The sequence below is a fragment of the Gaetbulibacter jejuensis genome (assembly GCF_039524015.1).
In the GTDB taxonomy this organism is placed as follows: Bacteria; Bacteroidota; Bacteroidia; order Flavobacteriales; family Flavobacteriaceae; genus Gaetbulibacter_B; species Gaetbulibacter_B jejuensis.
The window spans coordinates 202,332-224,502 of record NZ_BAAAGF010000001.1; the positions used below are offsets into that span (position 1 = coordinate 202,332).

The 22,171-nt window shown below is 33.0% G+C and carries 20 protein-coding genes; 3 read left to right on the forward strand and 17 right to left on the reverse strand.

Annotation, left to right across the window (positions count from 1 at the left end; translation table 11 throughout):
• Window positions 1-6: 6 nt before the first annotated feature.
• Window positions 7-363: a hypothetical protein gene (locus ABD011_RS00905; RefSeq protein WP_129760841.1), complete on the reverse strand. Its 357-nt coding sequence runs from the start codon at window positions 361-363 to the stop codon at window positions 7-9.
• Window positions 364-566: 203 nt separating this feature from the next.
• Between ABD011_RS00905 and ABD011_RS00910 the strand changes: the two genes are divergently transcribed.
• On the forward strand, window positions 567-1,106 hold the full coding sequence (locus ABD011_RS00910) for a CvpA family protein (RefSeq protein ID WP_343796765.1): 540 nt from the start codon (window positions 567-569) through the stop codon (window positions 1,104-1,106).
• On the opposite strand, the gene ABD011_RS00915 is transcribed toward ABD011_RS00910, so the two are convergent.
• Genes ABD011_RS00915 through ABD011_RS00930 form a run of 4 tightly spaced genes read right to left on the reverse strand, consistent with a single transcriptional unit; the run spans window position 1,103 to window position 6,178 of the window.
• Window positions 1,103-3,286, reverse strand: coding sequence for a PepSY domain-containing protein (locus ABD011_RS00915; RefSeq protein WP_343795130.1), 2,184 nt, complete (start codon window positions 3,284-3,286; stop codon window positions 1,103-1,105). The two genes, ABD011_RS00910 and ABD011_RS00915, sit on opposite strands and share 4 nt — an antisense overlap.
• 9 nt (window positions 3,287-3,295) lie before the next feature.
• The gene (locus ABD011_RS00920; protein WP_343795131.1) at window positions 3,296-3,778 is read right to left on the reverse strand and encodes a DUF2271 domain-containing protein; all 483 of its coding nucleotides are present in this window, start codon (window positions 3,776-3,778) and stop codon (window positions 3,296-3,298) included.
• An 8-nt stretch (window positions 3,779-3,786) separates the two neighbouring features.
• On the reverse strand, window positions 3,787-5,268 hold the full coding sequence (locus tag ABD011_RS00925) for an ankyrin repeat domain-containing protein (RefSeq protein ID WP_343795132.1): 1,482 nt from the start codon (window positions 5,266-5,268) through the stop codon (window positions 3,787-3,789).
• A gap of 1 nt (window position 5,269) precedes the next feature.
• Window positions 5,270-6,178: a DUF6607 family protein gene (locus ABD011_RS00930; RefSeq protein ID WP_131508675.1), complete on the reverse strand. Its 909-nt coding sequence runs from the start codon at window positions 6,176-6,178 to the stop codon at window positions 5,270-5,272.
• 104 nt (window positions 6,179-6,282) lie between these two features.
• Here ABD011_RS00930 and ABD011_RS00935 point away from each other — a divergent pair, with 104 nt between their 5' ends.
• Entirely contained in the window at window positions 6,283-8,358 is a 2,076-nt protein-coding gene (locus ABD011_RS00935) for a TonB-dependent receptor plug domain-containing protein (protein WP_343795133.1), read from the forward strand.
• Window positions 8,359-8,384: 26 nt separating this feature from the next.
• Window positions 8,385-9,002: an HmuY family protein gene (locus tag ABD011_RS00940; RefSeq protein ID WP_131508671.1), complete on the forward strand. Its 618-nt coding sequence runs from the start codon at window positions 8,385-8,387 to the stop codon at window positions 9,000-9,002.
• Window positions 9,003-9,088: 86 nt separating this feature from the next.
• On the opposite strand, the gene ABD011_RS00945 is transcribed toward ABD011_RS00940, so the two are convergent.
• From ABD011_RS00945 to ABD011_RS01000, 12 genes are all read right to left on the reverse strand, one after another.
• On the reverse strand, window positions 9,089-9,718 hold the full coding sequence (locus tag ABD011_RS00945; RefSeq protein WP_129760835.1) for a carbonic anhydrase family protein: 630 nt from the start codon (window positions 9,716-9,718) through the stop codon (window positions 9,089-9,091).
• A gap of 13 nt (window positions 9,719-9,731) precedes the next feature.
• A complete protein-coding gene (locus ABD011_RS00950; RefSeq protein WP_343795134.1) occupies window positions 9,732-11,594 on the reverse strand; it encodes a SulP family inorganic anion transporter in 1,863 nt (620 codons plus the stop codon).
• A 144-nt stretch (window positions 11,595-11,738) separates the two neighbouring features.
• Window positions 11,739-12,539, reverse strand: a complete 801-nt coding sequence (locus tag ABD011_RS00955; protein ID WP_129760833.1) for a universal stress protein — start codon at window positions 12,537-12,539, stop codon at window positions 11,739-11,741.
• A 7-nt stretch (window positions 12,540-12,546) separates the two neighbouring features.
• A complete protein-coding gene (locus ABD011_RS00960; protein ID WP_131508666.1) occupies window positions 12,547-14,139 on the reverse strand; it encodes a SulP family inorganic anion transporter in 1,593 nt (530 codons plus the stop codon).
• 71 nt (window positions 14,140-14,210) lie between these two features.
• Entirely contained in the window at window positions 14,211-14,513 is a 303-nt protein-coding gene (locus ABD011_RS00965; protein WP_131508664.1) for a hypothetical protein, read from the reverse strand.
• Between the two features lie 68 nt (window positions 14,514-14,581).
• Complete coding sequence (locus tag ABD011_RS00970) at window positions 14,582-15,331, reverse strand: tetratricopeptide repeat protein (protein WP_343795135.1); 750 nt, start codon at window positions 15,329-15,331, stop codon at window positions 14,582-14,584.
• A gap of 1 nt (window position 15,332) precedes the next feature.
• Window positions 15,333-17,108: a BatD family protein gene (locus tag ABD011_RS00975; RefSeq protein ID WP_262733598.1), complete on the reverse strand. Its 1,776-nt coding sequence runs from the start codon at window positions 17,106-17,108 to the stop codon at window positions 15,333-15,335.
• A gap of 19 nt (window positions 17,109-17,127) precedes the next feature.
• The gene (locus ABD011_RS00980) at window positions 17,128-17,607 is read right to left on the reverse strand and encodes a hypothetical protein (protein WP_343795136.1); all 480 of its coding nucleotides are present in this window, start codon (window positions 17,605-17,607) and stop codon (window positions 17,128-17,130) included.
• Window positions 17,608-17,614: 7 nt separating this feature from the next.
• Window positions 17,615-18,478: a tetratricopeptide repeat protein gene (locus tag ABD011_RS00985; protein ID WP_343795137.1), complete on the reverse strand. Its 864-nt coding sequence runs from the start codon at window positions 18,476-18,478 to the stop codon at window positions 17,615-17,617.
• The gene (locus ABD011_RS00990) at window positions 18,475-19,512 is read right to left on the reverse strand and encodes a VWA domain-containing protein (protein ID WP_131508656.1); all 1,038 of its coding nucleotides are present in this window, start codon (window positions 19,510-19,512) and stop codon (window positions 18,475-18,477) included. Before ABD011_RS00990 ends, ABD011_RS00985 begins: the two co-directional genes overlap by 4 nt.
• The gene (locus ABD011_RS00995) at window positions 19,513-20,517 is read right to left on the reverse strand and encodes a vWA domain-containing protein (RefSeq protein WP_129760827.1); all 1,005 of its coding nucleotides are present in this window, start codon (window positions 20,515-20,517) and stop codon (window positions 19,513-19,515) included.
• Window positions 20,518-22,164, reverse strand: a complete 1,647-nt coding sequence (locus ABD011_RS01000) for a hypothetical protein (protein ID WP_343795138.1) — start codon at window positions 22,162-22,164, stop codon at window positions 20,518-20,520.
• Between the last annotated feature and the right edge of the window lie 7 nt (window positions 22,165-22,171).

Genomic DNA, 22,171 nt, shown 5'->3' on the forward strand with positions numbered 1-22,171 from the left:
GTAAATCTATTCAATAAACTCAGCTTCCAAAAAATAATTGACAATGGCTTCTTTCATTAAAATACTTTGCTCACCTGCTTTAAGGTGAGGCAATTGTTCTTTTACTTTATAATGTGGCCAACCATCGTCATCAAAAAAATCAAATTCATAATACCCATAAGGTTCTAACAACCTACATATGGCAATATGCATCAAATCTAGTTTGTGGTCTTTTTTAAAACGACGGTGTATTTGTCCTAATTCCTGAACGCCAATAAGGTATATTATGGCATCTAAATCTAACGTGTCGCCATCAGCAAACTGCACAGACAGCTTGTTAACCAAAAGTTCCCATCGTTGTTTTAACTGTTCGTCTCTAGACATATATATTTTCCTACCAAAGTAGGAATCTCAATTTAATTAAGTTGCAAAGTTAAAAAACCTTGATATTTAAACCTACAAGGTTACAGAAACCTTAAAAAAAGTTTTACTTATAATCTAGCTGTTCTAGACTTGGCTAGAAATGACAAATTTAAGGCACAATATTTTTAACTATTAAAAAGTTATATTTGAAAAAAATTAACATAATGGCTGTTATTGATATTGTTTTAGGAGCGTTGTTGCTTTTTGGACTTGTAAGAGGACTTTTTAAAGGGCTTTTTGTTGAAGTTGCTTCACTTGTAGCTTTGGTTGCTGGTGTTTATGGCGCCATTCATTTTAGTGATTATGCTGCTTCTTTTTTTGAAGATAGTGTAGATTGGGATGAAAAATATGTAAACATTCTTGCCTTTGCCATTACGTTTGTAGTTATTGTTTTGGCAATTGCTTTAGCAGGAAAAGCCTTAACTAAACTAGCTGATTTTGCTGCTTTAGGAATTTTAAACAAGCTTTTAGGCGCTGTATTTGGTGCACTTAAAATTGGGTTAATATTAAGCATATTGCTTATTGTTTTTGACAATATGAACAACACCATTCCGTTTGCAGATGAAGAAGATTTAGAAACGTCTATTCTATACAAACCTGTAAAATCTTTAGCTCCTATGCTGTTTCCAAGTATTTTAAACAAAGGAAAAGACGTTGATGAAGACACTGTTCCTGAAGACACTCAAGAACAAAGCAGCATTTAATAGCAGTCGCTTTTTATTTGTTGGTTATTTTGATAATAGCTCAACGGTTTGTTATTGTAAGTCGTAACAATATCTTCTAAAACACTTATTACACCTTTGTGCATTGCTAGCGAACCACAAATCATAATCACACCATTATTGTAAAGCGTTTCTGCAATAAATTTTGCGTCATTATGTAATTTGTCCTGAACATATTGTCTCATTCCTTCCCTAGATAAAGCTAACTTAAAATTACTTAATCTTTTTTCATAAATAAGGTCATCTATTTGCGTTTTATACATATTAAATGATTCCGTTGTTCGCAGTCCAAAATATAAATGGGTTTCTGTTTTTTTGTTCTGCTGAAGCATTCCAAGAAATGGTGCAATTCCAGTTCCGTTTGCAATCATAATCACACGTTTTGCTTTTTTAGGAAAATGAAATGCTGAATTTTTCACCAAACGCGCTTTTAGTTTTGAGCCTATTTCAGCGTTATATAAAAATCCAGAACCTAACCCTTTATCATGTAACTTTACACATAAATGAACATTTCCGTTAACTTTTCCTATAGAATACAAACGCTCTCTATAATCGTTTTTTGGATAAATAGCCAATAAATCGCCCGAAGTAAATTGATGGTGCTTTTTAGGCTTTAAGGTGATAAAAAACGTGTCATCAGTATTGGTTTCTGTTTTGCTGATTACCTTAAATTTTTTAAGCTGCTTGGGTTTGGTCACTAATTGCTCTTGCGGAATATTCACAGTAATTCCTGTAGCGTCGCACCACTGATTGACCCATTGATTAAATGCTTCAACCGACTTGTCATTTATGGTAAACACAGAAACATCTTGTTGAAATAATTGCTGTAAGGCTTTATCAGCATCAAACGCAAATTGGCAAAAATCAGGATATGCTAACGAGCCAAATCCAACTACTGAAAACTGCAAGGTGCTTGCATTGGTTTCCGATTGTAGTTTTTGCAAAAACATATTAGCGTTTGTTGGTGCATCGCCTTGACCATAAGTCGCAGTCATTATTACCAAATGCTTTGCTTTTGGATACTGCGTGTATGTATTCATTTCGGTAATTACTGCTTTTTTTCCAGTAGCAATAAGTTGTTTGTAAAATGCATTGGCATAGTTTATCGTACTTCCGTTTTCTGAACCCACAAGAATAACAATTTCGGCATCTTGAGGTTTGAACTTATTTTTCAATCGGCTTTTACGACGTTTTAAAGTCATGGCAAACCCAGAATAGATAAAAAACAGAATATTTGCCGTAGCAATGGCTAAAATAATAGACCATAAAATACTGCCTTTTCCCGTGTGTAAATTCACACTTAAATTAGAAAACAGCGTGACATTAGGTAGTTGTATATCACTTAAAACATCGCCTGTAAACTGATTAACAAGCAACTCCTTATTCTTTAATTTTACTGTGAAATAATCTTCTACATCACTAGAAAAAGGGAATTCAATAGCTTTTACTTTAGAAAGTGGTGTGTTTTTAAACACTTCAAAATGCGATAACGGTTGTTTTGGCGTTTCTGAAAGTGCATCAAAATCTACTTGATGTGATATTTTAGCTTCTGGTAAAACATCAAACTTTTCTAACGACAAATACACACCTGTAACCGTAATTATGATGATTGGAATTAAAGACAAACGCCCCAAAGCGACATGCCAATACTGGTTAAAATCTTCATTAATTATTTTTGAAAAAAAGCGCTTAAAACCACGTTGTCGCTTTATGATTAGGACAGTTCCAGTAACAGCAATTAAGCACAATAAGAATGAGCATAAACCTACAAAAAATCGGCCGACACTTTTTAAGAATAACGACCTATGGAAATTGGTTACCCATTGAAAAAAAGGTGATGGTTTTAGCTCTTCGCCAAGATATTGGGCAGTAACAGGATTAAAATAACCACTTAAATCGTTTCCTTCTTCAGTAAATACAGAGGCAACCACAAAATCATTACCATCAACTTTTATGTCAATAATTTCAGGATAAGTCTCTTGAAAAACTGTAAGAGTTTCAGCAAGTGTGATGTTGTCTAAATCGGCAACATGGTAAGGTTCTAATTGTTCGGAAATAGGCTGAAATGCCAGAATAATTCCGGTTACAGAAGCTAAAACGATAAAAACAAAAGAAGATACAGCCAACGCAAGGTGACTGTATCTCCAAATGGATATGGTCATAATTTATTATTAATTCGGCATCATTCTAATATAGCGAATAAAGCCTTTACCTTCGTGTTTTCCTTTGATGTTTTCTGTTGTTAATGGGAATTGTACATCATCAACAAAATATTCATCATCTTCAACAGCGGTTTCAAAACGGATGCTGTAACCTGCATCTATTTTAGAATCTTCAATATCTATCACTTCTATAGCGCGTTCGCCACCAGCAACTGTTGCGCCTGTGATTGCATCAATATTATGACGTTTTTTTCCATAAAATTGCCACCATTCTTCAACCGTATTGTACCACTCATCGTCATCACCTTTTACATACAAGGTTTTTTCATAATCTCCTTCTGGATTGATTAACGAAATCACAATGTAAGCGCCTTCTCCTGTATAATTCGTCATTTGAATCATACACTTATACTTGGTAGATTCTGTTAAGGTAGTAAAGGATACTAATCCTAAAACTAAAATGCTTAAAAGGGTTATATATTTTAATTTCATTTTACTTCTTATTTTAAGAATTTAATTGAAACATTGTTCTTTTTTAGTAGCTCATTTTCTGAAGCTAAATCGTAAGCTGTTTCATCAAAATCAGTAGTGATAGTTTTATCAGCACCTTGCTCTAAAAGAAATTTTAAAATGCTATCATCTTTTGCAGTCATTGCAGCTAATAACAAAGCTGTATTTCCTTCTTTGTTTTTAGCATTGATATCTTGACCAAATTCAGTAGCCATTTTTAAAAGCTCTAAACTGTTTTTTTCAACAGCTAAATGATACCAAGTATTTCCATTTTTTTGAGGCGCTTTTAGGTCTAACCCTGTACTCTTTACTAGGTCTAACTTTTTTAAGAAACCGTCTTTATTTCTGTTTGAATAACCACTAATAACATAGTAAGCTAGATTGTTACCATCAGCATCTACTAGTTCTAAATTAGCTTCTTTTTCTATCAAGAAATTGACAACTTCTGGACTATTGTTTTGCATTGCAAGCATTAAAGGGGTTTCTCCTTTTTTATTAGCTTGATTAATGTTTTCAAGTTTATTATCGTACAACAAGCTTACTATAGCTAAGTCGTTTCTAGAAGCTGCATTTAAAAATGGTGTATTACCATTGTGATCTTTAGCATTTACATTTAATCCATTTTCTAAAAAGTAATTAATGACTTCAGTATCTTTTGATCGTGAAGCAAGCACATGCAGAGGCGAAACACCTTCGTGGTTTGTTGAATTAGGCTTTAATCCTTTTTCTTCTAAAAATTTATACACTTCTAAACCATTGGTTTTTCCGCGTGTTCCATAAGCAGCAAACATAAATGCTTGGTCGTTTCCTTTAATCCCTTTAGCTATAAGCTTATCCATTAGATCAATATTTCCTGTTTTAGCAACATAGTTAAAGGCATCATTACCATTGGCGTCAGTACTTTTTAAATCTACACCTTTAGACACGAAATAGTCTAACAATTTAAAATCTGAATCATAAGGAGCGGACAATAATAAAGCGTTAGCTCCATCAGGATTTAGGTCTATTTTTGGGTTTGCTCCATTTTTAATACAAAGCTCGTATACCTCAGTGTTTTGCTGACCTGAACCAGCAGCAAAGTTTAAAATGGTGTTTCCTTTATCGTCAGTTAAGTCGGTTTTAGCCCCTTGTTTTAAAAGGTGCTTCATAAACTCTACATTTCCTTTGTAGGCAGCCCAAAAAATATACGTTCTACCATCGTGAGTTAATTTGTTAGCATCATTTCCTTCTTGAGATTGAAGGTGAATAATAGTTTCTAATGGTGCGTTTTGTAAAATCGCATACACTACACCATCAAAATTATTCCTGTTTGCCTCAGCAGGATTGTTGCCTTCTTTTATTTTTTGGTCAATAATCTTAGGTGTAGGTTTAGTATCCCAAAAATCACGACTTAAAAAAATATTATCTTGTGAAAATCCTTGAACACTTAATAGAAGTGCTAAACCAAGGAGTTTTAGTTTAAAATTTTGCATCTTATTTTTTTACAAATGATTCAATTAACGGATTGATTTCTTCAGCTGTTTTATAGTTCTCTTCATCAAATAAATATTTAAAGAGTCCTTTATTATCAACTTTTTCCTCCAAAGACAAGTTTGTATGTCTTGCAAAAACTTCACTCCATTTAGCACGTACAATAGCCCATTTAGCTTCGTTTTCTTTCCAGTAATCTTGAGCAGCTTTACATTTACTGTCTTCAACTTTAACGTAAGTATTAAACCCTTTTTCTTGAGCTAATACTACATCAGCTTTTCCTTCTTCACGAATTACCTTGTCGTTATCTTGATCGTGAATCCAACCATTATCAACGATTTCATGACGATTTCTTCTAATAGTTACATTGTAATCGCTACGTTTAGTGTACTCACGTCTTGGTAATGGTGCAGACGTTGTGTTTTCCCAATAGCTCTTACCATCAACATGTACCCAAGAAGCAGATCCTTCATAACGAGGGCTATCATCTACTTGAAATACTTTTTGAGTCCATTGTCCTTTAACATCACTTTTAGGAAGACTAACATAATTCCAGCTATTATCATAGTTGTACTCATACAAATCGGTATTTTCAAATTCCCAATCTTGTCTCCAATGTTTTACAATCATTTTATTATTAGGAGGACCAACAATTAATAAGTGTTGCATAGAAATTTTGTCTTTATCATCTTCAACTAATTGAACCCACTCTAAACCTTTATCATGTTTTACTTTTGATGGTATATAAGTTGAATCTCCTGAATATTCAAAAGTTTCAGCAAAGTTAAAAGTAACTTCATAACAACCACACATACTCTTTATGGCGTCCTGGTCTTGCTTTTTTGTGCTTTGAGCATTTAAATTAATTATAAATGCAAACGCTAAAACTGTTGTTAAGGCTAATTGTTTCATTATTAAAGTTTTGTTTTACTGTTTTAAATTTTATTGAAAAAATTTTGTTCTTATTTAGACTGATTTAAAATAACATTTTATATTTGCAGCAAATTTAATCAAGAATGAGTCTAAATAAAAATAAAATCTGTATTTATTTTTCACTTTTTTTTAGCTTGGTAGCGATTGCTCAAGAAGTTGAAACTGATTCTACTGAAACAAAGCAACTTGACGAAGTAATTGTTACTGCAACACGTACAGTAAGACAACTATCTTCGTTGCCATTACCAGCTCAGTTAGTCTCAAAAAAAGAAATAAAAAGTGTAAACTCATTACGATTAAGTGACATATTAAACGAGCAAACAGGATTAATTACAGTGCCTGATTTTGGTGGTGGTGAAGGCATACAACTACAAGGTTTAGACTCTCAATACACATTAGTTTTAATTGATGGAGTACCTCTTATTGGTCGTTCTGCAGGAACACTAGACATTAGCCGAATTACCGTTGGAAACATTAAACAAATAGAAATTGTTAAAGGTGCTTCGTCTAGCTTATATGGAAGTGAAGCTCTTGGTGGTGTTATAAATATAATTACTGAAAACCCTAAGTATGGGTTTAATGGAGAGCTAAACTCTAGAGTTGGAAGCTTCAATACACTAGACAACAGCTTTAATTTAGGCTACAGAAAAGAAAAGTTTTCTGTAAGTGCTTTTGTAAATAGTTTTAGTAGTGATGGTTACGACCTTAATGAAAATGATGCCTTAAACACTGTTGAACCTTTTAAAAACCACACGTTCAACACTAAGCTTACTTATAATTTTAACGAAAATACTAGTCTGTTTTTATCAGGAAGATACTATACACAAAATCAAGATTATGTAGCATCAGAAGATTTAAAAGGCGAAAGTGATATTAATGAGTGGAATGCTCATGCAAAATTAAGCCATACCTATAACGAAAAATGGAGCAGCTATTTTGAGTTTTACGCGACACGCTACATGGCTGATGAATACTTAAACAATACAGACAATTCTAGATTTAGTGAAAGTGATTTTAACCAACTATTACTAAGACCAGAGATTAGAGCGAGTTATAAAGCTTCAGAAAAAAGTGATTTTATTGGTGGTATTGGTTGGAATCATGAAACCTTAAAGCGTACTGATTTTTCGACTAACCCTGAGTTTAATTCACCTTATGCCTACTTACAGTATGACACCAACCCAACCGAAAAACTAAACGTTATCCTAGGTGCTCGTTTTGACAACCATAGTGAATACAAATCACAGTTTAGCCCTAAAGCTGCATTAAGGTATAAGTTATCTAATAAAATTGCTGTAAAAGGATCAGTAGGTTATGGATTTAAAGCTCCTGATTTTAGACAGTTGTACTTCGACTTTACAAACTCATCAGTAGGTTATACAGTTTTAGGTTACAATGCTGTTACTACTGCAATTCCGCAAATGGAAGCTAATGGAGAGCTTGCTAACATTGTTGTTCCTATTTCAGAATTTGAAAACGAATTAAACCCAGAAAACTCAATTGGTATTAACGTTGGTGCAGATTACAGACTTTCTAGTACAGTAAAAGTAGACCTTAATGTATTTAGAAACAATATTGAAGATTTAATTGATACTCGAGTAATCGCTAATAAAACCAATGGGCAAAATGTATTTAGCTACTATAATGTTCATAAGGTATTTACACAAGGATTAGAGTTTAATGTGAATTGGAAACCTAGCAATAATTTAAAATTAATGGGAGGTTATCAATTACTATTTGCTAAAGACAAAGCAGCTGTTGATGCCTTTGAAAATGGTGAAGTTTATGCAAGGTTAACTCCTAGCTCACCTTCATTTCAGCTTAAAAAAGAAGATTACTTTGGGCTGTACAACCGTTCGAGACACATGGCTAATTTTAAGATTTTCTACACGTTTGAACGTTGGAAACTCGATGCAAATCTTAGAGGAACTTACAGAAGTAAATACGGACTTTACGACACTAACGGAAACACTTATTTAGATAAATACGATGAGTTTGTAGATGGTTATTCTACTTGGGACATCGCGTTTAACAAAACACTTTATAAGAATTACACATTAGGCTTTGGTATTGACAATGTTTTTGGCTTTACAGATACACAAAACATAAGCAATATTTCAGGTCGCATTATATACGGAAAACTTAATATTCAAATTTAATAAACATTAAATAACACTTAAACATCATGAAGACACTTAAATTTTTAGCATTAGCAATCGTTTTAATAGGATTCTCATCTTGTAGTAGCGATGACGACAATGGAGGTCAACAATTATTAGACGTTGAGGCAGAAACTGTATCAAATTTATACGCACCGCAAACAGGAGGACAAGGTAGTGGAGAAGATATCTCTGGAGAATTTACAAAATTCAGCTTTTCTTTAGGAACAACAACAACTAGTGAAACCGAGTGGGATATTGCTTTTAGAGGTACATCAATAATCTTAAATGGTGGTTCTTCTATGGGTACTATTGATGAGCCTGCAAGAAGTGGCGAAGCTGCTGGATATATAATAGAAGGTACATTTAATGATATTGCATCTGTAAATACAGAACTATTAACACAAGACTCTGAAGAAGGCTATGTACTTAGTGATTGGTACAGTTACGACCCAGTAAACCATGTTATTAACCCAACTGCTGGAAGAGTATTGGTTATTAAAACCCACGATGGCAAATATGCAAAAGTAGAAATTTTAAGCTATTACAAAGACGCTCCTGATAGTCCAAGTATGGAGAGCGAATATAGATACTATACTTTTAACTATGTATATCAACCTAACGAAGGTGAGATTACATTTTAATTTTTCTCATATTTAGAATTAGTTAATTAAAAAAGCCACTCCAATTGGAGTGGCTTTTTGTTTCTGAAGATTAATATAATAAATAACTATTCATAAAAAGTTACTCCTCCTGTATTGATATCATACATTGCACCTACTATCTTAATTTCTCCATTCTTTTCCATTTCTGAAAGGATAGGGCTTTCTGCATGAATTCTTTCTAGTGTTAATTCCACGTTCTTTTTTGATACTGAATCCACAAAATCTAAGTTTTTAGATGTTCTTAAGCTTTCATCTTTAGGCTCTTCAGTTGCATTAACAGCAGGTGTTATCTTTTGTATAAGTTTTGTTAAATTACCCATTTCAGCATGGTCACAAGCTCCTTTTACAGCTCCACAACTTGTATGACCTAAAACTACTATTAACTTAGTTCCTGCAAGTTTACATGCAAACTCCATGCTTCCTAATATATCCTCATTTACGAAATTTCCAGCAATACGAACACTAAAAATATCTCCTAAACCTTGGTCAAATACTAACTCTGCTGACACTCTAGAGTCAATACAACTTAAGATAGTCGCAAAAGGGAACTGTCCATCACTAGTATCGTTAACTTGCTCTAGTAAGTTTCTATTTGCTTTTAAATTATTTTGAAATCTTATATTTCCTTCTTTTAAGAATTGTAAAGACTTTTCAGGAGTCATAGTTGCCTGAGATTCTTTTGTATGTGCTTTCATAATTTTCTGTTTTTTAATATTTGTCTTTTACGTTAATTTTTATCCATTGTGTACACTCTTTAAAATTTTTAAAGATGTGCTCTCGAGGTATTAAATCTGGTATGATATCAATACGCTCCATCATATATTTTGGTTGTTTTAATAAGTCTACAAAAAGAACTTGAACATTATTTTTTCTTAGTTCTTGTAATACATCTTCCATAGCATATAAACCAGATTGATCCATATATTGCATACGCCCTAAACGAATGACTACTGTTGAAGCTGTATGTGGTATTTGAGCTGCTAAACTTTGAAAATCGCTAGTTGAGCCAAAAAACAAAGGGCCTTTTATGTGTTTAATAAAGACTTCTTCTTTCAATTTTACAGGAAAATCAACCTCATCTGCCCAAGCTTTTTCTTCTCCAAGTTTTTTAACATCAGAACGTTGTGCTGTTAAATCTCCAAGTTTTTTCATAAACATTAACGATGCTATTACTAAGCCTATTCCAACAGCGTAAACTAAATTCCAAAAGGTTGAAAGTGTTAACACAACTAACATTATCAATACTTCTGAACTTAATTTTAATGGTCCTAGTTTTATGTCTTTTGGCAATACAGGTATTGCTTTAAGTCCTTTATAGTCCATTACACCTATACCAACTGTTATTAAAATACCTGCTAAAACAGCTGCTGGAATTTTTGATGCAACTGGACCTAATGCCAATAGTATTACTAATAGCATTACACCTGCAATCATACCTGACAATCTTGTTTTTCCCCCAGATTGAATATTAACTACAGTTCTTATGGTTGCACCAGCCCCTGGAATACCTCCAAAAATAGCTCCAATTGTATTACCTATACCTTGTCCAACAAGTTCTTTATTAGGTTTGTGTTTGGTCTTAGTCATATTATCAGCTACTACACTTGTTAAAAGTGAATCGATAGCTCCTAAAAGCGCTAAAGTTAAAGCTGTAAAAATATAAGGTGTTATACTACTGAGTTTAAACTGAGTGATAATTTCTATATTAGGCATTGGAAATCCGCTAGGTATTTCCTCAATAGGTCTATAGTCTAAACCAAATCCTACAGCAATCCCAGACATCACCAATAAAGCAACTAGTGTGCTTGGTATCGCTTTTGTAATTCGTTTAAAACCATAAATAATAAGTATTGTGCCTAATGCCAATAAAACTTCAAGTAAACTAATATTTTTTAAAGCTCTTCCTAAAACCTTAAATGTTCCTAAAACACCTGAAGCTTCTTTAGCTGCTAGCGTTTTAGACTCTTTGAGTATGTCAGCTTCGGTTACTAATTCTGCTCTTCTAATGGTTTCTTTAAAGTCTTCAAGAACCAAGATTTCTTCTTTAGCTTCTTCTTTAAGAATATTTTCAAGAATCACTTCTTCAGCTTGTGGCTTAAACTTATTTACATACTCTTGGTCTTCTTTAGGGTAATACCCAACAGCAGGTAAAATTTGTGTAATTAAAATAATAACACCTATTGCAGTCATAAAACCAGAAACTACAGGATATGGAATGTACCTTATGTATTTTCCTAAACCTAGAGCACCAAGGCCAATTTGCATTAAACCAGCTAATAAAAACACTGTTAAAATAGCAGGTAGAGCCTTTTCAACATCTCCATCGTTAGCAGCAATAATACCAGCAATAATTACCATACTTACTGCTGTCATAGGTGCTGTTGGTCCTGATATTTGGGTATTAGTTCCACCAAAAAGCGCTGCGAAAAAACTTATAAAGATTGCGCCATACAATCCAGCACTTGGACCTAAACCAGACGATACTCCAAATGCTAATGCTAATGGTAATGCTACAATACCTGCAGTAATACCTCCAAATGCATCTCCTCTTATGTTTGAAAAAAGCTTCATATTTAGCAGTTTTTAAAAGTTTGCTTTCTAATTTAACCTTTATTTCTCAAAGAAAAAAGCAATTCTAAACATTAGCTTTGGTTTTATATTATCGTTTTTTGTGGCTTATTTTTACCAAAATATACTTCCCTTGTGTATATTCACTTAAGCAATTAAAAGTGATACATTAAGGTTATTTATTAATCGTTCTGCATTAAACATTGAAGACGATTTTGAACTGTTACCAGACCTTGTTTCTTCTTTGTTGAAATACAAAAGATTTACATTGCTTTTTGTTAAATAATTTGACAAGTTACTGATTGCATTATCACTCTTATCAAATACGTATTCAATTACTTTAGAGTTGAATAGTGCATTTGAAGTGGTGGAATGCATTTCGCCATCAACCAACTTAAATGATTTTAATGGTTGGGTGTTCTTCTCAAACAAGTTTTTAACAAAAGCATTGTTTACTGTATCTCCTGAGTCTTGTAACAAACCTAATGACAATTCTTGATTAGGCTCTAAAGTACTCTTTGAAGGTACAATTAAAACGGTTCCTTTATGCTGTTTTAATACATAATTAGCAATCCTATCTCCTACCACGCTAAAGGCTTTCTTTTTCTTACCTAAAACTATTACATCAGGTTGTTGCTGACTTATGTAGTTTTTGATTTCGTCTTTAACATTGCCAAAAGAAAACTGATAGTTAATTTTTATATCACATGCTTTTGAAATTGGCTCGACAGTATTTTTTATGTCTTTTTCAAATGCATTGTACTTCTCATTTAAAGTTCTCATGGCTGAAAGTTGACTTTCTCTTTCAACCACATCAGTAAATTTTTGTACAGAGAAGAGATCAATTTCGCCATCAACCTTTTTTGCAAGGTTGACAGCGTTGTTGAGTAAAGTACTTGGTGAATCTTTAAGATCGGTAAGTACTAATATTTTATATTGTTTTGACATGGTGTTTTTAGCTTAAACTTATTTTCGATTTAGGTCTTTCATTAAAGAACCTAATAAAGCTCGAAGGGTTTTCAACCACACCACGTTTAGAGATTAGTTTCATGTCAATATTTCGTTCTTCAGCCTTTAAGATAAAGTCTTCAAGAATTTCAATAATATCATAATCTAAATATCTTGTTTTAATTAAATCAATTTCAAGATATGTATCTCTTGGTATGCTGTCCAACTCCTTAAGGATTGCTCCTTTATTTAAAAAGATAACTTCCTCGGCAAGTGTCATTTTTATTTTATGTTTTCCATTGCTCTTGTCTTCAATATGAAGGAAATGAGAGTTTTGGTAACTCTTTAATAAAATAACTACTATACCAACTGCAAGACCTAAACTAATACCTACTAACAAATCGGTAAATACAATACCTATTACAGTAACAAAAAATGGTACAGATTGCTTCCATCCTAGTTTATACATTTGTTTAAACAATGCTGGCTTTGCAAGTTTGTAACCTACTACTAGTAATATTGCTGCTAATACTGATAATGGAATCATATTAAGCAAGCGAGGTATAAGAATTACAGATATTAAAAGGAAGAATCCATGAATAATAGCCGATAATTTTGATCTACCTCCAGATTGAATATTGGCAGAACTACGAACAATTACCTGAGTAATTGGTAATCCTCCAATGAAACCAGAAATCATGTTACCAGCACCTTGAGCCAATAACTCTCTGTTAGTTGGTGTTACATTTTTATGAGGGTCTAATTTATCAGTTGCCTCAACGCAAAGCAAAGTTTCTAAACTTGCTACAAGTGCAATTGTAAATGCTACAACCCAAATATCAGGATTAGTGATAGCAGAAAAATTAGGGAAACTAAATTGACCAAAAAAGTCCGAGGCGCTTTCAGGTATTGGAACGCTTACTAAATGCGACTCAGCAATAGATAAGCTTTCGTTATCCTTAGTAAACACATACCATATAATACCTAAAATTACAGCTACTAAAGGTCCTTGTATCAATTGGAATATTTTACCTTTTTTAGACAAAACTTTATCCCAAAGGATAAGAATTGCTAAACCTACAGCTCCAATAATAAAAGAGCCCCAAATAATATTATCAGAAATGCTAAGCAATGCAGAAAATGTGTTTTCACCTGAAGCTTCTAAAAAACTATCAGCTCCTTCTGGCTCAGCATCATACCCAAAAAAGTGAGGGATTTGTTTTAAAATAATAATGATACCAATACCTGTAAGCATTCCTTTAATTACTGAAGACGGGAAATAATACCCAATAACTCCAGCTTTTAAAACTCCAAATAAAATTTGAATACCACCAGCAATTACAACAGCTACAAGAAAGTTTTGATAACCGCCTAAAGTTCCAATAGCAGTTAATACAATAGCTGCTAAACCTGCTGCTGGACCACTTACTCCAATTTTAGATCCACTTAAACCTCCTACAACAATACCTCCAACTATACCAGCTATTAATCCTGAAAATAATGGTGCTCCACTGGCTAGAGCAATACCTAAACACAATGGTAAGGCAACAAAAAACACGACAATACTTGCCGGCAAATCACTTTTAATTGTTTTAAACATATTAAAATTTGTTTTTAAAATTTGATAATAAAAATGTGACCTATTACTAAGCTAATAGGTAAAAAAACTAATTATAATATGTGCTGTTCGGGAGGTGGAGAGAGGTTCTCTAGGCTTAGAGAAGAATAGTTAATTTGGTAATGCGAGTTGTGTTTTATACTATTATCAAATACAATTAAGTCATCGTATAATGAATTGTCTAAAAACTTAACCTCAACATTTTTACTTATTTCGCTTTGGCTATTTTCCTCTTCGTTTACACTGTAGAAAGCAGCTACATTAAAATCTTTGTCCACAATAGAAATAATTGTAGGTGCAGCTAAAAAAGCTGAAAAGATTATTAGTATAGCTAATGATGTGACTTTCTTACCCATAAAGGAAAATTACATAAGTTGCAAATATAAAACTTGAACTTTAAATATTCGTTAAATATATTTTAAAACTATAGTTCTTTGATATCCTTATTCTGAATCCAGCCTTGTTTTCCGTCTGAAAGTTTAATTTTTTTCCAATCGTTTACTGTATCCAAAATTTGAACTTTAGTGCCTTCATGAAGTTTAAAGGCTTCTTCGCTTCTTAGGTTTGGTTCACTCTTAACTTGGCTTTCTTGAGCAAACACTATTGCAGGTTTATTGTTTTTATCGATTTCAAATTTATGAAATGCAAAGGCTAAAGCCACTAATGATAATACTAAAAACAATAAACTAGAAACAAAAGTTATTCGCTTTTTACCAGTAGATTTACTAAAATAATATACAATACAAAGTATTACAAACAATATAATTCCTACTACCGATAAATAAGCCCAATTATCATAGCTAAATGTATTTGTTGCGCTTTTCATTAGTCTTGAAAAACCAACTTCTGGCATTACATCGATAGCATCAATGGTCATATTCTTTGCAAAAGCCATATTGTTTTTAATATCCTTATCGTTTGGCGACAACTGTAATGCTTTTTCGTAGTAATAAATGCTAGGAGCTACATTATTGAGTTTATAATGCGCATTGGCCAAATTAAAATACAATTCGGCTGAGTGTTTGTCGCTTTTTAAAATAGCATCATACTTCTCTATTGCTTCGGCATATTTACCTTCATTGTATAACGTGTTTCCCTGATCAAACAATGCTTCGTTTTGAGAAAAACCAAAAGAAGACACCAATACTGTTATAATTACCAATATCTTTTTCATCTTATTGCATTTGTTTATCAATTAACGAAATAGTTTTTGCAGCTTTATCATAATCCTGTTGCATCTCCACATTAGAAATTGGTGTGTATCTTGCCAATTCGCAGTTTTTAAGGATTTCAATAAATTCTGATACAACACTAGCGTCTACACTTTTTTCAGCAAGTAATGCTTGTATTTTATCTTTACTTAAATCGCTTGTTTCAATGTGTAGTTTTGCTTTTAAGTAATTATGCAGTGCCTTTTCTAAAGCAATGTAAAAGGCTTCTTTTTTACCCAAAGCACGTTTGGCTTCACTTAAGTATTTTTTAGCTAGCTTATCGGCTTTTCTAATTTTATTACCGAACACATCTGCATTACGCTTTTCTTTTTCTCTTCTAAAAACTATTGCTAAAGGAATAGCTAAAAGCGGTAACAACAAAGCACTCCAAAATCCTGTAGACTTGAAGAAATGAGTAGTAGTTGTTGGCGTAAGATTTGTTTCAGTCTTTACAAAAGCAAATTGGTCGTTGCTTAATACAACCTTCTGTTTGTTATTTGCTGCAGTAGTAATGCTGTTATCTGATGCTGAATTGTTTGTAGGACCTTCTAAAACATCAATTATAATCTCTTTTGAAGATACTCTCTTGTAAGTTTCAGTCTTTAAATCAAAATACGAAAACGACACACTTGGTATAGGATACTTTCCTTTAAATTGTGGCACAACTGTGTAACTATCAGAAATGCTTCCTTGTGTACCATCTAAATTGGTTCTCACGTTTTCAGAATGCTCTGGCTCATAAATTTCCAATGAACTAGGCACTGTAATTTTAGGAAGGTTAAAGAGTTTTAAATTTCCGTTTCCTGACACTTCAACTTTTAACTGTAGAGATTCCGAAGCGTTTAATTGATTTTTAGAAGCTGAAATATTAAAATCGAAATCACCAACAGCTCCTGTAAAATCAGCTGGTTTAGTACTTTCAGGAAGTGGTTTTACGTTTATAGTTTTGCTACCTGCAGATACTGTTCTATGTACAGAGGTCATTAATCTTCCTCCAAATATATCTCTTCGGTTTGTTGGCACATCTACAGTAACATCTAGCGACAAAGGCTCTATTTCAAGCTTTCCTGATTTTTGAGGATAAAGCACTGTTTTACGAAGTACTACATAACGATAGTCTTCGCCATTGTACGTTCCGTTTTGAACCTTTAAGCCTTTGATATTGATGTTTTGACTCCAAAAATCATTATATCTTGGATTATCAATTTCACGCCAATTACTTACTCCTGTTGAAGACGACACATATAGCTTGTAAACTACTGTTATTGCTTCATTAAGGTAAGGGTTGGTTTTAGAGATTTCGGCAACTAGATGAATATTCTCATTCGCAACATTTTCGGCATTATCAGGATCATTAGGTCTACTCACAGCAGCAGTAACCTCTACTGAAACCGTTTGAGTTTTATACACCTGATCATCAATTTCAATAGTTGCTTGTTTAATAGTAAACTTACCTCGCTTTTTTGGTGCTAAAAAGTAACTATAGGTTTTAGAAAACGAACGTTTACCGTTTAACCATGTATTACTTACTGATGTGTTTGGTCCACCAATAACTGTAAAATCTTGAAAATCTGGAGGTGTAAAATTGTCTCCATCTTTATTCATTTCAAAATCAATACGTAAGCGTTCATTAATACCTAACTTAGTTTTGCTCACCTTAGCTTCAAACTTAACCTGAGAAATCCCAATACTTGTAACAAGTAGAGCAATTAACAATGTTATGTTTTTTAAGATTTTCATGGTGTAAAACTCTTTGATTTTATGATTTAACGTTTACTGTTATTGTATTTGTTTGCAATGTTTTGGTATGAGGTTTCAATTCAGGCATACCAAAAACATTTTTTTCTTTGCTTGGAAAATCAGCAGTAACTTTAAGTTGAAGTGGCTCAATCTGTAAACTACCAATATCAGTTGGTATAAGGTTTGTTTTTCTAAAAATTACATAACGATAAGGCTTCCCTTTATAATTACCTTTTTCAACTTTTACTGTTTCAAGTTCAATATTTTCACTATCAAACTTTGCATAAGTTGGTTCTTTTAATTCTTCCCAACCAGAAATACCAACATCATGCGATACATAAAGTTTGTAAACAACTGTTATTGCTTCTCCTTTTTTAGGATTGGTATTTGATACTTCGGCAACAAGATGTACGCTTTCTAAAAACTTATCATCTGCTTCAGTTTGAAAAACGCTAGATGATAACGTTACTAAAAAAAATGCTATGAACTTAGAAAACATGATCATTTTACCAATCCTTTTCTGTTTGTACTTTAATTCCTTTTTGCTTTTCGGCATTCATTTTTTCTTGAACTTTCTGTTCTTGGTTATTCATGGCTTCAAGCAAATTCTTTATTTGTTGAGGTGATAATTGACCAGGTTGCGGTTTTTGCTGCTGTTTGTCTTTATCTCCATCTTTTTGTTCTTGTTTTTCATCTTTAGGCTTGCCTTCTTCATCTTTCTTATCGTCACCTTCTTTCTTGTCCTGGTCGCCTTCGTCTTTTTTATCTTGATCGTCTTGTTCTTGCTCTTTTTCTTGATCTTCTTTCTTTTCGTCCTCTCCGTTTTCGTCGTCTTTTTTATCTTGATCTTGACCTTGTTGGTTTTCTGCACATTCTTTAGCCAATGCTAAATTGTAACGTGTTTCGTCATCGGTTGGGTCGTTTCGCAATGCATTTTTATAAGCTTCAACAGCTTCTTTACATTGTTCGTTTTCCATTAAAATATTACCAATATTGTGAAACGCATTATGTTTTGCTGCTTTATCAGTTGAATATTTTGTGGCTTGTTCTAATCGATACAAGGCTTCTTCGTAACTCCCTTTTTGAACGTAGGATGTTCCTAAATTATAAGCTCCAACTACATTTGACGGCTGTTCTGAAATAGCTTTTCTATATTCCATTTCAGCAGAAATATAGTCGTCTTTTTCTATTAAATCGTTTGCTTCATATACATGGTCGTTAGCTTTTTTTAAAGCCAATAACTGTTCTTTTTCTTTGTCTTGAGAATAGACAGAAAAAGCGGACAACATAAGTATTAATAAAGTAATCTGTTTCATGGCATAAGCTTCAAAATCAACGAATATTACTAATTTTTTGACATTTACTATCATAAGTTTTCGTTAAATAAATTCAACTTCTTCAACCAACCTGTCTTACGTTCTAACAACAAAACATCAAAAACCAACAGAAAAATTCCGAAGGCTAAAAACCATTGGTATTGGTCTTTAAAATCGGCAAATTCTTTTGCTTCAAACTCGGTTTTATCCATCTTGTTAAGAATATCTCTAATACTATCTACAACTTCGTTTGTGTTTTTTCCATTAATGTAAGCTCCATTTGCTTCTTCGGCAATTTCCTTTAAAGTGTCTTCATTTAAACGCGTGATAACCGTTTCGCCTTGGTTATCTTTTTTATAGTTTAAAACCACTCCATTTCGCTTTATTGGAATTGGTCCTCCTTTTTCGTCTCCTACACCAATTGTAAAAATCCTGATACCTTCTTCACCAGCTTCTTCGGCAACATTAGTGGCAATATCGCTATGGTCTTCACCATCAGAAATAATAATTAACACTCTATTGGTTTGTTCCTCATCGTCGTAATAGGTTTTAGCCAATTCGATAGCTTCGTTGATTGCTGTTCCTTGAGAGGATAGCATATCGGTATTCATATTCTGAAGGAACATTTTTGCCGAAGCATAATCGGTTGTAATTGGTAATTGCGGAAACGCTTTTCCTGCATATGCAATAATACCTACTCTATCACTTGCTAAATTGTTTATGATTTGAGTTACTAGCTGTTTTGCCTTGTCCAATCTATTGGGAGCAACATCTTCAGCAAGCATACTTTTAGAGACATCAACTGCAAAAACAATATCTACTCCTGAGCGTTTTACGGTTTCTAGTTTTGTACCAATTTTTGGGTTTACCAATGCAATTGTAATAAACGTAAATGCCAAACAAAGCACTAATACTTTTAGAATTGACTTGAATAATGATTGATTAGGACTTAATCGTTTTAAAAGTGTTTTATTAGCAAATTTACGCTGCGTTTTATACTTCCATAATTGGAGTAACAAAAAGAACAGTAGTATTACCGGAATAACCAGTAGCAACCAAAACCATATTTTTTCTTCTAATTGAAACATCTATATAAAACTTCTAAAAACTGTATTTTTTAATAAGAATTCTAACAACAGTAAAAATCCTGCCAGTAGTACTAACGGACGGTATTTTTCTTCGTAATTGTAAAACTTGAATTCTTCTATTTCGGTTTTTTCTAACTTATTGATTTCGTCATAAATCTCGGCTAACTTTTTATTGTTAGTTGCTCTAAAATACTTTCCGCCTGTAACCTCAGCGATTTCTTTTAGCAGCTCTTCGTCAATTTCAACCTGAACTCTTCCGTATTGAAAGTTTCCGTTTGATAAAATTTGAACAGGGGACAATGCCATACCGTTGGTTCCTAAACCAATAGTATAGGTTTTTATACCATACTCAACCGCTAATTCGCTAGCAATTTTTGGATCGATAAATCCTGAATTGTTTACTCCATCGGTTAATAGAATGATAACTTTACTCTTGGCTTTACTATCTTTTAAACGGTTAACTGAGGTTGCTAAACCCATTCCTATTGCTGTTCCGCCTTCAATAATAGTATTGTATTTAATCTCGTTTAACGAACGAAGCACTATAGCTTTGTCACTTGTTATAGGCGTTTTTGTATAGCTTTCTCCTGCATACTCAACAAGCCCTATTCTATCATTTGGCCTACCTTTTATAAATTGAGCAGCTACCTTTTTTAAAGCTTCCAAACGGTTAGGTGAAAGATCTTTTGCCAACATACTTGCCGACACATCAATAGCCATTACAATATCAATACCTCTAGTGGTTTTGGTTTTTGTTGAAACATCAACCGTTCGTGGTCTTGCCAATGCAGTAATTAATAATCCTAATGCTATTAACCTAAACGCAAATAAGAGATGCTTAAGCTTTGGCAACCATGAACTAGTTACCTTAAACCCTTTAAGGCTCGATATCTTTAATTCGGCTGTTTGTTTTTTGTGCTTAAGGATATACCAAACCAACAACAGTGGTAGTAATAACAACAACCAAAACAACTCTTTATTTAAAAACTCAATACCTTCAAACATCTATTCGGTTTCTTTTTGTTGTAATTCAATTGAATTAATTATTCTATCAACAATTTGATTTGCATACTCATCATCTTCAATCCAAGTGATAAGTACTTGTTGAATAACTACACCATTACTGGTAAAACTCAAAATCGTGTATTTACCATGTATAAAATCGGTTGGCGATTTAGGAAAATCTAAAGTTCCATAGGTTTTTAAGCCTTCGGCTCCATTAGGTGTGGTAAACTTATCTGATTTAGTGATAATATTTTTTGCACCTTTACCTTCTAACGTTTTTAGGTTATCTTCAACAGCTAAATTTAAATCTATACCTTCTTGTTTTTGGGCTAAAGTTGTGGTTGAAATGACTATAGTTAGCTCATTTGGTAATTCATAACCAAAAGTGGTCAATTTCATTTTATCCTTCATCTCATCAGGAACAGGAACTTCTATGCGTTTAAGAACCTCTGGTGTTGAAATTCTTATTGGAGGTACTCCATAATCACTAGTTACCCAATTACCTTCTAGAAGTTGTTTGGTTTCTTTTCTTATGATGGTATCCACAACATAGTTAAACCCATATTTAATTGAAAACCCAGTAAAAGTTGCTGCCATAAGTGCTAAAACTATTGCAGCAGTTAGTATAATTTTCTTTCTCTTTTTCTTACGTTCTTGCGTTTCTCTATACTGTTGGTCAAGCAGTTTTTCTTCTTCAGAAGGTTCTGGTAAGGCTTCTTTTACATGGTCAATTTCTAGATCAATAGTATTTCGGTCTAATTCGGCTAGTGCAACATCTGGAGCAGATTTTGCGAATTTTACTAAATCGGCACGCTTAAGAATGTTCTCAAGGTTTTTAATGTCTTCTTTTGAAATGTCAATTTGATTAGCATCTTTTAAAAGATTCAATCTTGAAATCAGCTCGTCCGTAGTACTTTCTAAGGCTTTATCATAGACCTTTTCATCTAAATACCTTCTGATAATAAAGGTCAATTCTGAATAGTATTCTTTTAACTCAGCGTTTTGAAGGTAATTAGTTTCATCTAGCTTTTTTAAAGCAAGTTTTGCTCTGTCATAAGGTGGAAGTAATGCAATTTCCTCTTCTTCGGTTAATGGTTTTTTTCGCCATATAAACCAATACAGTAAAAAGGCAACTAATGCTAAAATAGCAATTACAATAAGTAGAGTTGTTATCCAATTAGATTTGCTTTTTTCAACACCTATAAGAGGTTTAATATCATAAAGACCTTGTTTGGTCGTATCGACAATTACATTGGAAACCTCAACTTTTAACGAATCGGTAAAAAAAGTTTTATCTCCAATAACAATTTTTTGTCTTGGTATGGTGTAGTGACCAGAATCGAACTGTGTTAAACCATATTTTTTGATGAGACTATACTTGGCATCGAGCTTTGTAGTATCTACTTTATAAGACTCAATCATTTCAAGAGGCGAGAATGTTTGACCTTCAGGAAAAACCACAAGTGCAATGGTGTCTGCCTCAACTTGAATTTTATAAGTGATTTGCTCGCCTATTTTGATTTTAGTAGAATCTATTGATGATGTAACCTGAGCAAAAGAGAATACAGAACAAAGCACAAAGCACAGAGACAATAACATTGTTCTGTTCTTTATTTTAAAATTCATATTTCTAAAATCGTTAATCATAAATTGT